A 12,768-nucleotide genomic window follows, 5' to 3' on the forward strand; every position below is an offset into this window, starting at 1 on the left:
GATAGGCTGGATTACGGATTTCACGCATAAAAAAAGCCGCTCCCCACGCCTTTTCCCCCTCTCACCGACAGCACAATAGCCCCCGGCTGCACACGCAAACGTTTTCGTATATACTGCGAGGCCATTATCAGACCGCGTTACACGCCACAGATCCAGGTACCAGACTATGTTAACTATTGGAACCGCCCTGCGCCCGTCCGCCACCCGCGTTATGTTGCTCGGCTCCGGCGAGCTGGGTAAAGAAGTTGCTATCGAATGCCAGCGTTTGGGGCTCGAAGTGATTGCCGTCGATCGCTACGCCGACGCCCCCGCCATGCACGTGGCACATCGCAGTCACGTGATTAACATGCTGGACGGCAACGCGCTGAAAGCCGTGATTGAGCAGGAACGTCCTGATTACATCGTGCCGGAGATCGAGGCTATCGCCACCAGCATGCTGGTCGAGTTGGAACAACAAGGACACCACGTAGTCCCCTGTGCCGAAGCAACCCGTCTGACCATGAACCGCGAAGGCATCCGTCGTCTGGCCGCAGAAACCCTCGGCTTGCCGACCTCCAGTTACCGCTTTGCCGACGGCGAACCTGCATTTCGGCAGGCAGTCGATGAAATCGGCTACCCGTGCATTATCAAGCCGGTGATGAGCTCCTCCGGCAAAGGCCAAAGCCTGATTCGCAACCCGGAACAACTGCAAGCCGCCTGGGATTATGCCCAACAGGGGGGGCGCGCCGGCGGTGGCCGGGTAATTGTCGAAGGCCTGGTGAAGTTCGATTTTGAAATCACTCTGTTGACCATCAGTGCGGTCGACGGTGTGCATTTCTGCGCACCGATCGGCCATCGTCAGGAAGATGGCGATTACCGTGAGTCATGGCAGCCACAGCAGATGAGCGAACTGGCGCTGAGCCGCGCGCAGGCGATTGCAGAAAATGTGGTGAAGGCGCTGGGGGGTTTTGGCCTGTTTGGCGTTGAGCTGTTTGTCTGTGGCGATGAGGTGATCTTCAGCGAGGTTTCACCGCGCCCACACGACACTGGCATGGTGACTCTGATTTCACAAGACCTGTCAGAATTCGCGCTGCACGTTCGCGCTTTCCTCGGTCTGCCGATTGGTGCCATTCGCCAGTTCGGCCCTTCAGCCTCTGCGGTGATCCTGCCACAGCTGACCAGCAGTGATCTGCGTTTCAGCGGTCTGGATCGCGCGTTGGTCGGCCACAATCAACTGCGTCTGTTCGGCAAGCCGGAAATTAACGGTCAACGTCGGATGGGCGTCGCGCTGGCTACGGCAGAAAATGTAGAGCTGGCGGTGGAGTCGGCCAAATTGGCCGCGGCGGCGGTGGTAATTGAAGGTTAACGCTTTGGGGCCGGCTTGCCGGCCCCAGCAACATCAATAGTTTTCGTCTTCTTCCGAGTCATCGTCAGCCTGATCGTCCGGCCGTTCCTGATACTCTTCTTCGTCGTCTTCATCATCAAACATGACGCTAACCTGGTCACCCTGATGTTTTTCGCGGATTTCCTGCGCGACGCGCGCGATGGCTTCACCACTGCTCATGCCTTGTTCCATCAACAGATGGATACGGTCCGCAGCTTCCTGCTGCTCTAGATGGCTCAGTGACGGCATACCTGCAAGCATGTGTTTCTCTCCGGCAAAATGGAGGCTGAGTATACGCCTTTAACCGGCAGAACCCTACGCCTGTTATTCAGTAGCCTGCAGTGAACGTGAGTCGCCGTGCCGCCACTGCTTCAGACGGTGCAGCCAGAGAATGACGTGCCAATCCTGTTTGAGCCCGCGTGCGTTGTCAACCATCGCCCGATCGATGCCATTTTGATAGAACTCATCGGTGATCTGGCACTGCGCCGCCAGTTCAGGTTCACGGCGAATGCTGTGGCAAATGCCCAATGCCTCGCGGGTGATCTGCCAGTGGAAAGCCGGGCGAATGTCGATTTTGTCGGCATAGCGCTGGTTAAGCGCCACCAGCATGGCCACGATTTTCATGTAATGACGCTGATACTCTACGTTTGCCTTACCCGTGCGGCGGCGATTACTGATCGATTGATCGTGCACCCGCTGGCGATACAGCGCTTTGCTGAGGTATTTCACCCGCTGCGCATTAAACATCACCTCTGTCGTCCAGGGAATATCCTGATGATGCAAACCCGGTTCGAAATACAACCGGTGCTGCTTAATAAAATCAAGGCGATACACCGCCAGCCAAACCACATGAATAAACTTTCTTGATTTTAGTGCGCGTTCCAGCCATTGGACGCCGCTAATAACGCCGGTGTCGCCCAATCGTTTTAGCGGAATAATCGGCTGCAGTTCATCTGCGTCGGTGAAATAACGTTCACCGTTACACTGCATAACATCCAATTGATTTTGCTCGGCCAATTCTACCAGCGTTGAATACATTTCAGGCGCCAATAAATCATCGGCATCGGGGAACGCCACATATTTACCCCTGGCGATCGCTAACCCGGCATTACGCGCATTGGACACGCCGGCATTAAGCTGGTCGATGACGGTAATATGTGGGTGTTGCTTTGCATAACGGTGAGCGATATCTCCAGAGCCGTCGGTAGAACCATCATTAACAATGATCACCTCCAGCCGCTGCTCATCTTGTGCCAGCAGCGATGCCAGAAACGGCTCAAACAATTTACCCACGTTGTGCAACGGGACAATGACACTCAGCATTAGGGGCATAGGCAGCTCTTCGCAAAGGTAACGAATGAATATTTCTATTTTTAAAAAATATCAGGGTGCAATTAAATTAAATAAGGCACGGGCCAACCGACAAAGTCGCAGGCACAAATGCGTCTTGTTACCATTTATATTTTAAGCTCTGTGCTCTCACAGATGACTGATAACAAGCAAAAACAATAACTGAATGAAACTAATAGTGAATTTTAGTGTTTGAAATTCAAATCATCGAAATCAAGAATTATCTTAGCCATTCATTGATGTAGTTTTTAACATATTGGATTATAGCCAAAGTCGCAAAAAATGCTTCATTTGCAAAATTGTTTACTCGCGGTTTATATGAAGTGTGCAGTGTAGCGTGCAGCCAGAGCATGCGCCAACCGGTTGAATATGGCAGAATAGCCTGCAGAAACAGCCGCCCCGTCAGTCAGGTTTATTGAGGCCCATGAGCGCAACCGCACCGAATATCAAGTCTTTGCCCTACACCCGCACCGCCCTGCTGGAGCTGTTTGCCCCGCTGGCTTCACAGCCTTGGGCGATGTTGCTGCATTCCGGTTTTGCCGAACACTCGCATAACCGGTTTGATATTCTGGTCGCGGCGCCCTGTGCCACTCTGACCACGCGCGGCCCCTCAACCGAGATCCGCCGTGGTGAAGCCTGCTGGCAGTCGCCGGAAGATCCTTTCAGCCTGTTACAACAGCAGTTGGAACAACAGAACCTGCAGCCGGATGCGGATACCAACCTACCGTTCCAGGGCGGGGCCCTCGGGCTGTTCGGTTACGATTTAGGCCGCCGGGTAGAGAAACTGCCGCAGCGGGCACTGGCGGATATCGCCTTGCCGGACATGGCGGTCGGCATTTATGACTGGGCGTTGATAGCCGATCACCACCAACAAAGGCTAACCCTGCTCAGCCATGCTGATGTAGAGCAGCGCTGGCAGTGGCTCCACAGTCAACAGCCCGCGCCCCGGTCAGCATTTTCCTTGACCAGCCCCTGGCAGGCCAACATGACGCGGCAGCAGTATGGTGATAAATTCCAGCGTATTCAGCATTACCTGCGCAGCGGGGATTGTTATCAAATCAATCTGGCGCAACGTTTTTCTGCCGACTATCAGGGCGATGAATGGCAAGCCTTTCAGCAATTGAGCGCCAGCAACCGCGCACCCTTCTCCGCCTTCCTGCGCCTGCCGGACAACGCCGTGCTCAGCGTTTCACCCGAGCGTTTTCTGTGGCTGGAGAATCAACGGATCCAAACCCGGCCCATCAAAGGCACCCTGCCGCGGTTGGCCGATGCTGAACAGGATGCACAGCAGGCGCAACGGTTGGCGAATTCCGCCAAAGACCGTGCGGAGAATCTGATGATTGTCGACCTGCTGCGCAATGATATCGGCCGCGTCGCCGAACCGAGCAGCGTGCAGGTTCCCGAACTGTTCGTGGTCGAACCTTTCCCGGCGGTACATCATCTGGTCAGCACCATTACCGCCACCCTGCCGCAGCACACTCCGGCGACCGAACTGCTGCGCGCCTGTTTCCCTGGGGGGTCCATCACCGGTGCGCCCAAGGTGCGAGCGATGGAAATTATTGAAGAACTGGAACCCCAGCGACGTAATGCCTACTGCGGCAGCATCGGATATATCAGCGCCTGCGGCACCATGGACACCAACATCACTATCCGCACCCTGATCACCGAAAACGGCCGTATTTATTGTTCCGCCGGTGGCGGCATCGTTGCCGACAGCCAGGAACAGGCGGAATACCAGGAAACCTTTGATAAAGTCGGCCGCATCCTGCCGCAACTGGGGGAGTTTATCGCTTCGTGAATCCACCGACTTATCCGGCCTCGCTGGCAGCCTTTATCAGCCGCTTTCAACTGCAACTGCCACAGGCAGCGCAGATCTCACATAACATTCGCCCGGCCGCGGTGCTGATCCCGATTATCTGTCGCCCCGAACCCACACTGTTACTGACGCGCCGTGCCGATTCGCTGCGCAAACACCCGGGCCAGGTGGCGTTTCCGGGCGGTAAAACCGACGCTGAAGACGGCTCGGCGATTATCACCGCCCTGCGCGAAGCTCAGGAGGAAGTGGCTATCCCCCCGCAGGCAGTGACCATTCTCGGTCAACTGGCCCCGCTCGACAGCAGCACCGGTTTTCAGGTGACCCCGGTGGTCGGTTTGATCTCACCCGATGTGCAATTTTTCGCCAATGAAGACGAAGTGGCCGACGTGTTTGAAATGCCGCTGCACGAAGCGCTGACACTTTCGCGCTATTACCCGCTGGATATTCAGCGTGCCGGCCATTCGCACCGCATTTATTTGTCCTGGTATCAGAGCCAATTTGTCTGGGGTTTGACTGCCGCCATCATTCGAAGACTGGCGCAACAGGTCAGCATTTAGCGCCAATAATGTAACCCCCATCACAAGCCAAACGGTTACCTGTACCACTGGCGTGGGTAAAGCGATCGTCATCACTTCATTGGTTTGTTTTTTCAACTACCTTCCTGTCTATCAGAGTTTTAAAAAAACTGTAAACCCTCTCTTCAACCTTACGAAATACCTGTAAAATACCGTCGTCCGGAATAAACCACTATTTAAGCAAGGTTTAAGCCGGCCGCGTTCAGCAGTGGAAGCTGGCGCGATTGCCATTAACCGAGTTTAGGCAACGGAGGTTCCACGGCCGGCCGAATGCCTGAGGCAATCAGCAACAAAACTAACACCACGGATTATTTTATTTCATGCGAAAAAGGCAGCCAAACCCGCGTGGCCCTTTTACAATATCGCTGTTCCCTGCTCGGTTTTTAACCGCCGCAGCCATAACAATATGCCTCTAAGGAGTTTTAGCGTGATTAGCGTTTTCGACATGTTTAAGATCGGCATCGGCCCGTCCAGCTCTCATACGGTTGGACCGATGAAAGCCGGCAAACAGTTTGTCGACGATCTGGTAAATCAAGGCCTGATGCCTTCTATCACGCGTGTTGCCGTAGATGTTTACGGCTCACTCTCATTGACCGGTAAAGGTCACCATACCGATATCGCTATCATCCTCGGCCTGGCGGGCAATATGCCAGATACCGTTGATATCGATAGCATCCCGGGCTTTATTCGCGATGTAGAACAACGTCAACGCCTGATGCTGGCCAACGGCCTGCATGAGGTTGATTTCCCACGTGATGGTGGCATGGTTTTCCGCAGCGACAATTTGCCGCTGCATGAGAACGGCATGCAGATCCACGCCTTCGCTGGGGACAAGCAAGTTTACAGCAAGACCTACTACTCGCTCGGCGGCGGTTTTATCGTCGACGAAGAGAACTTCGGCAAGGCCGACGCGCACGAGTTGAGCGTTCCTTATCCGTTCAGTTTTGCTCGTGATATTCTCGCCCACTGCCGTGATACCGGGCTGTCCTTTTCCGGTCTGGTGATGCAGAACGAACTGGCGCTGCACAGCAAGCAGGATATCGAGACCTACTTCGGTAATATCTGGCAGACCATGCGCGCCTGTATCGACCGTGGCCTGAATACCGAAGGTGTGCTGCCGGGGCCACTGCGTGTACCACGCCGTGCTTCTGCGCTGCGCCGCCTGCTGGTGTCTTCCGACAAGCTGTCCAGCGACCCAATGAACGTGATTGACTGGGTCAATATGTTCGCGCTGGCGGTCAACGAAGAGAACGCCGCCGGTGGCCGTGTGGTTACCGCACCGACCAACGGCGCCTGTGGTATCGTTCCGGCCGTGTTGGCTTACTACGACCACTTTATTGAATCCGTCAGCCCGGATATCTACATCCGTTACTTTATGGCGGCGGGCGCAGTCGGTGCGTTGTACAAGATGAATGCCTCTATCTCCGGCGCCGAAGTGGGCTGTCAGGGGGAAGTGGGTGTAGCTTGCTCAATGGCGGCAGCCGGCCTGGCCGAACTGCTGGGCGGGAGTCCGGAGCAAGTTTGCATCGCGGCAGAGATCGGCATGGAGCACAACCTGGGGCTGACCTGTGACCCGGTTGCCGGCCAGGTTCAGGTGCCTTGTATCGAACGTAATGCCATTGCTTCCGTGAAAGCGATCAACTCGGCGCGTATGGCCTTGCGTCGCACCAGTGAGCCACGCGTGTCTCTGGATAAGGTGATCGAAACCATGTACGAAACCGGCAAAGACATGAACGCCAAATATCGCGAAACCTCTCGCGGTGGGTTGGCGATCAAAGTGCAATGTGACTGACCCTCTAACCCCGCCTTAATGGCGGGGTTTTTCTTGCTATGACCCTGATTAATCAAATCATTAACGTCACTTTAGTGACAGCGTCACACCAAGCCCACGAAGAATATTCCGTCTATCCTGCGGTTAACCTGCAATTTAGCCCTCTGTTTCACTAAATTTAAATAATTTACTGGGTTACCATCACTCTTGTATAACGACAGGCTAGAATTAGCCGAGGATCATGCAGGGCTGTTTGGCCTGACGGTGGTTCTGGGCTGGCTTACCGAACAAGGATTGAGCGATGTTGATGACCCAACTTGCCGTGACCAAATACCGCTATTACCGTTGGCTACTGGCCGGGGCGGTCGGGTTGGCTATTCTACTGCTGTCACTGTATACCCGCTATTATCAGGAGCTTGGCTCCATTGAACAAAGCCGACAGGTGCTTGCCACCCGTACCGTCGCCAAGATTAATGATTTGCTGACGCCAGCCAAGCTGCAAGCCAAACGCAGTATGCCGATGTTGAGTCAATCCTGTGAAATCGCGATGCCGACGTTACGTTTTCGCGCCGCACAAAATCAGGCTTTACGGGCCATGCTATTGGTCAAAGACGGCATTATTTACTGTTCCAGCCTGTTTGGTGCCCGTACCTATGTTTTAGCCGCTATTTTGCCCGCAATAGCAAACGATGGCGCGACGTTGGCGCTGCGCCCTTCACTCTCGGTCGCCAAAGGCGTGCCAACCCTGATCATGTGGACCCCAACCGAGGCAGATAACCGCAGCAACGGCGTGTTACACGTCTTCAATATTGAGTTATTGGCAAACTTCCTGCTGGAACCCCAGGAACCCTATGCACAGCGGGTGGTGCTGAACGTCGGCGACTACAGCCTGGAATATGGCCGCCGGGAAATTTTGCGTAGCGATACCCTGACAACCAACCTGCGCTTTACCGCAAAATCCACTCAGTATCCGTTCTCTATTTCGCTGTTCGGCCCTCAGGCCAGCATGCTGGCGTTGGCAGCGCTGCCACGCCATATCCCATTGTCGTTGTTGATCAGCCTGCTGGCGGCCTATGTGGTGTATCTGCTAACGGCAAACCGCATGAGCCTGTCGTACCATATTGGTCACGCCATTTCCCATCGCGAATTCCGCGTTTACTGTCAGCCAATCATCAATGCAGAAACCGGCCGCTGCGTCGGGGTTGAGATGCTGCTGCGCTGGAAGAACAAACGCCAGGGCTGGATCTCCCCCGACGTTTTTATTCCGCTGGCGGAGCAGCATGGCTTAATCATCGCCCTGACCCGTTACCTGATGACCACCGTGGTGGAAAACCTGCAGTTATTCCCGCCACGCCCATCTTTTTATATCAGCATTAACGTCGCGGCTGAGCATTTCAATGGGGTGACCATTATCGATGACATCCGCCGCCTGTGGCTGCCGGCCCACCCCATGCCTTCGCTGATGCTGGAGTTGACCGAGCGCACCGCCCTGTCGGAAATTCAGTATGAGCAAATCAAAACGCTGAAGGAAATGGGTATCATGTTGGCGATCGACGATTTTGGCACCGGGCACAGTTCACTCAGCTATCTGAAGAAACTCAGCCCAGACGTATTGAAGATCGACCGTGGCTTTACCGCGGCTATCGGCACCGATGCGATTAACGCTACCGTCACCGATACCATTATCACGCTGGCGCAACGCCTGAAATTAAGGCTGGTGGCCGAGGGCGTGGAAACCGCCGAGCAGGCGGATTATCTTCGCTCACGCGAGGTGAACGCGCTGCAGGGCTTCTATTTTGCCAAGCCGATGCCGATCAATGTATTCCCGCTGTGGTTACAGCAGTACGAATCAAGATTGCGGACGGTGAATCAGCGGGAGGAACGGCAGAAGGAACAAGAAAGCAAGCCGGAGGCGTGATGCCCCCGGCCCCGGTGTTACTGGTGTTCCTCGTCGTGAGGCTCCACCTTGGTAATACGCACCAATTCAATGCGGTACTCGGACACGGCAACGACTTCGAAACGCAGTCGGTTAAGTTCTACCGTTTCGCCCACCGCCGGCATCTGACCGTAGTGGGACAGCAGGAACCCCGCCAGGGTGGCGAAATCCGCCGTCGGACTAACCAGATCCTCGCAGTTCAGCGCCTGTTCCAGTGAGTGCAGATCGGCTCCGCCCTTCACCAGCCAGCCGGCATCTTCCACCACGATATCGGGCGTTTCATCCTCGTCCGGGAATTCACCGGCAATCGCCTCCAGCACATCCAGTGGCGTGACCAGCCCCTGCACTACGCCAAATTCGTTGGTCACCACCACCAGACGCCCCTTGGCACGGCGCAATACCGCCAGCAGGTTAATCACGTCCATGGTGTCCGGCACCACAATCGGTGGCGTGCGCGCGGCAAACTCGGCAATATCATCACCCCGTTCTACCGCCACCAGCAGATCCTTGGCACGAACCACACCGATAATTTCATCCAGCGAGTCACGGCAAACCGGGAACAGGCTGTGCGGCGTATCCAGCAGTTGCTCACGCACCTCTTCACGGGAACGATCGCAATCCACCCATGAAATCTCGGTGCGTGGCGTCATCACGCTACGCAGTGAACGTGAGGCCAGCGTTAACACGCCGCTGATCATATAACGTTCTTCTTCGGCGAAGGTTTCATCCACCGGCTGCGGTGCCGTTTCGTCCGTCTGCTGTGCCCGCTGTTGCCCCATCAGGCGCATGATCGCCTCTGCGGTGCGTTCACGCATCGGGCGATGAGCCTGATGCTTGATAAAGTTGCGGCGGGCGATTTGGTTAAACAGCTCAATCAGGATTGAGAAACCAATCGCGGCGTACAGGTAACCTTTAGGAATATGCAAGCCAAAACCTTCGGCGATCAGGCTCAGGCCGATCATCAGCAGGAAGCTCAGACACAGCACCACAATAGTAGGATGCGCATTCACGAAGTTAGTCAGCGGTTTTGAAGCCACCAGCATCACCACCATGGCGATGACAACGGCGGTCATCATGACCGGCAGGTCGTTCACCATGCCCACAGCGGTGATCACCGCGTCGAGTGAGAACACGGCGTCAAGGATCACAATCTGCACCACCACCGCCCAGAACTTGGCATAGCCGCGGTTGGCGCCATCCTGGTGCGTTTGCCCTTCCAACCGTTCGTGCAGCTCCATGGTGGCCTTGAACAACAGGAACACCCCGCCGAACAGCAGGATCAGGTCGCGACCGGAGAAGCTGAACTCCCCAACGCTAAACAGCGGTGTGGTCAGCGTCACCATCCAGGAAATAACCGACAACAGGCCCAGACGCATAAACAGCGCCAGCGACAGGCCGAGGATGCGCGCTTTATCACGCTGCTTCGGCGGCAGCTTATCGGCCAGAATGGCGATAAACACCAGGTTGTCGATACCCAGTACAATTTCCAATACCACCAGTGTCAGTAACCCAGCCCAAATTGAGGGGTCCATTAAAAATTCCATATCAGACTCCGAAAAAAAGACGGGATGGCCGAGCGGTGCTCAGACGTGACAATGCCGACGCAGCAAGGGCGCGGACAGAAACAGCAAGATATCGGGATTGCAGTACCGGGGGATGGCCGAACGGCCGTGTGACTTGTACAACGCCAGCAGGTGGCGGGTGGAACCTTGAAAAACAGTAACTTCGGTGACAGTCCATAGGGTGGGCTGAGGCCCTTCACTCCTAAATATGAAAGAAGAAATACTCTAGCAGGAATTTTTTTGCCGGCAAAGAAGCTTTTTTACCTTCTGCATCGTCTTGTAACAGCTCTGGTGTTTAATTCCGCAAACACCGGCTTAGGACTTATCCGAGCGTTCAATAACAGAGCAACGTCACAAAATTTATTTTTTCACTCACTAAAATAAATGGCGTTGATGGGGTTCATTGCGCACAGGCGTTTGAAACTGCGCGGGAAATGTTAACGGCGGGTTTCCAAATTTCTACCATAATGTATCTGAACCACGCAGGTGACTGCCAGCAAGGAAATGAACTAAACAACGACACAATCCGTGCATGAAGTTCAATGAGGAGGTAGCGAGTGGCAATAGCTATTATCATCGGCACACACGGGACCGCAGCAGAACAATTGCTGAAAACGACGGAAATGCTATTGGGCGAACAGGACAACGTCGCTTTTATAGATTTCGTCCCCGGTGAAAATGCCGAAACGTTAATCGAGAAATACAACGGAAAAATCAGTGGGCTCGACACCAGCGGTGGCGTCCTGTTCCTGGTCGATACCTGGGGCGGCAGCCCGTTCAATGCGGCCAGCCGCATTGCCGTCGATAAAGAAAACTATGAGGTCGTCACCGGGGTTAACATTCCGATGTTGGTGGAAACGTTCATGGCACGAGATGACAACCCTGGCTTCGACGATCTGGTCGCACTGGCGTTGGAAACCGGCCGTGAGGGCGTGAAAGCGCTGAAAAAACCAGCCGAAGAGAGTGTTAAGCCCGCGGCACCACAGAGTGCTCCTGCCGCAAAACCCGCTGCGCCTCAGGCACCGCTGGGCCCTAATGACCATATGAAAATCGGCCTGGCCCGCATCGATGACCGTTTGATTCACGGTCAGGTTGCGACCCGCTGGACCAAGGAAACCGACGTCACTCGCATCATCGTGATCAGTGACGAAGTTGCCGCCGATCACGTTCGCAAGACCTTACTGACTCAGGTTGCCCCGCCGGGCGTCACCGCACATGTGGTTGACGTGGCGAAAGCCATCCGCGTCTGGAACAACCCGAAATACGCCGGCGATCGCGTGATGTTTCTGTTCACCAACCCGACCGACGTCTGGCGTTTGGTGGAGGCCGGTGTGGATATCAAGTCGGTGAATATCGGTGGTATGGCGTTCCGTCAGGGCAAAACCCAGGTGAACAACGCCGTTTCGGTTGATGAAAAAGATATCGAAGCGTTTAAGAAATTAAACGAGCGCGGTATTGAATTGGAAGTTCGTAAAGTCTCGTCCGACAGTCGGTTAAAAATGATGGACCTGATTAACAAACTCAATTAATGGCGACAGCCAATAATTACTTTACTCAGAGATCTTTGGTCATAGGAGAAGTGCAATGGAGATTACCACTCTTCAGATTGTACTGATATTTATCGTTGCCTGTATCGCCGGGATGGGTTCTGTCCTCGACGAGTTTCAGTTTCACCGTCCGCTGGTCGCCTGTACCCTGATCGGTTTTATTCTCGGTGACATGAAAAGCGGTATCATCATCGGCGGTACGCTGGAGATGATCGCACTGGGCTGGATGAACATCGGTGCGGCGGTAGCGCCAGATGCGGCGTTGGCGTCAATCATTTCCACCATTCTGGTTATTGCCGGTGGGCAAAGCGTCGGGGCCGGTATCGCCCTGGCCATACCGCTGGCAGCCGCTGGGCAAGTGCTGACCATCATCGTGCGTACCCTGACCGTGGCCTTCCAGCATGCGGCAGACAGCGCGGCGGAGCGCGGCAGTTTACGCGCCATTACCTGGTTGCATATCTCCGCCCTGCTGTTGCAGGCAATGCGTATCGCCATCCCGGCGGTTATCGTTGCGGTTTCGGTGGGCACCTCAGGCGTTCACGCGCTGCTTAACTCGATCCCGGAAGTCGTCACCAGCGGCCTTAACATCGCCGGTGGGATGATCGTGGTGGTTGGTTACGCCATGGTGATCAACATGATGCGTGCCGGCTACCTGATGCCATTCTTCTACCTCGGTTTCGTTACCGCTGCCTTCACCAACTTTAACCTGGTCGCCCTCGGCGTGATCGGCGTGGTGATGGCCGTGCTTTATATCCAGCTCAGCCCGAAATACAACAAGTCTCAGGTAGTCCAGGCTGGTCCGGCTAATGCCAACGACCTCGATAACGAACTCGACTAGGAATAGGTGA

At 54.9% G+C, this 12,768-nt stretch carries 10 protein-coding genes; 7 read left to right on the forward strand and 3 right to left on the reverse strand.

Going from position 1 to position 12,768, the window contains the following annotated elements; all coding sequences use genetic code 11:
• Positions 1-166: 166 nt before the first annotated feature.
• Complete coding sequence (gene purT / locus BEI65_RS16675; RefSeq protein WP_099064292.1) at positions 167-1,345, forward strand: formate-dependent phosphoribosylglycinamide formyltransferase; 1,179 nt, start codon at positions 167-169, stop codon at positions 1,343-1,345.
• A 33-nt stretch (positions 1,346-1,378) separates the two neighbouring features.
• Here the strand turns inward: purT and BEI65_RS16680 are convergent, their stop codons facing one another.
• Positions 1,379-1,624, reverse strand: a complete 246-nt coding sequence (locus BEI65_RS16680; protein ID WP_085117181.1) for a YoaH family protein — start codon at positions 1,622-1,624, stop codon at positions 1,379-1,381.
• A gap of 63 nt (positions 1,625-1,687) precedes the next feature.
• On the reverse strand, positions 1,688-2,695 hold the full coding sequence (locus BEI65_RS16685; protein WP_099064293.1) for a glycosyltransferase: 1,008 nt from the start codon (positions 2,693-2,695) through the stop codon (positions 1,688-1,690).
• A gap of 442 nt (positions 2,696-3,137) precedes the next feature.
• On the opposite strand from BEI65_RS16685, the gene pabB reads away from it, so the two are divergent.
• The 4 genes from pabB (at position 3,138) to BEI65_RS16705 (ending at position 8,793) form a co-directional block, all read left to right on the forward strand.
• Positions 3,138-4,511, forward strand: coding sequence for an aminodeoxychorismate synthase component 1 (gene pabB / locus BEI65_RS16690; protein ID WP_099064294.1), 1,374 nt, complete (start codon positions 3,138-3,140; stop codon positions 4,509-4,511).
• Entirely contained in the window at positions 4,508-5,086 is a 579-nt protein-coding gene (locus tag BEI65_RS16695) for a CoA pyrophosphatase (protein WP_099064295.1), read from the forward strand. Before pabB ends, BEI65_RS16695 begins: the two co-directional genes overlap by 4 nt.
• A 445-nt stretch (positions 5,087-5,531) precedes the next feature.
• A complete protein-coding gene (sdaA, locus tag BEI65_RS16700) occupies positions 5,532-6,896 on the forward strand; it encodes an L-serine ammonia-lyase (protein ID WP_099064296.1) in 1,365 nt (454 codons plus the stop codon).
• Between the two features lie 280 nt (positions 6,897-7,176).
• Complete coding sequence (locus BEI65_RS16705) at positions 7,177-8,793, forward strand: EAL domain-containing protein (protein ID WP_099064297.1); 1,617 nt, start codon at positions 7,177-7,179, stop codon at positions 8,791-8,793.
• A gap of 17 nt (positions 8,794-8,810) precedes the next feature.
• Here BEI65_RS16705 and BEI65_RS16710 read toward each other — a convergent pair whose 3' ends face one another.
• The gene (locus BEI65_RS16710; RefSeq protein WP_099064298.1) at positions 8,811-10,355 is read right to left on the reverse strand and encodes a TerC family protein; all 1,545 of its coding nucleotides are present in this window, start codon (positions 10,353-10,355) and stop codon (positions 8,811-8,813) included.
• A 575-nt stretch (positions 10,356-10,930) separates the two neighbouring features.
• Between BEI65_RS16710 and manX the strand changes: the two genes are divergently transcribed.
• Positions 10,931-11,902, forward strand: a complete 972-nt coding sequence (gene manX, locus BEI65_RS16715; protein WP_099064299.1) for a PTS mannose transporter subunit IIAB — start codon at positions 10,931-10,933, stop codon at positions 11,900-11,902.
• Positions 11,903-11,957: 55 nt separating this feature from the next.
• On the forward strand, positions 11,958-12,758 hold the full coding sequence (locus tag BEI65_RS16720; RefSeq protein ID WP_085117191.1) for a PTS mannose/fructose/sorbose transporter subunit IIC: 801 nt from the start codon (positions 11,958-11,960) through the stop codon (positions 12,756-12,758).
• Positions 12,759-12,768 lie beyond the last annotated feature (10 nt).

The sequence above is a fragment of the Serratia sp. BW106 genome, assembly GCF_002607755.1.
GTDB classification, from domain to species: Bacteria; Pseudomonadota; Gammaproteobacteria; order Enterobacterales; family Enterobacteriaceae; genus Serratia; species Serratia proteamaculans.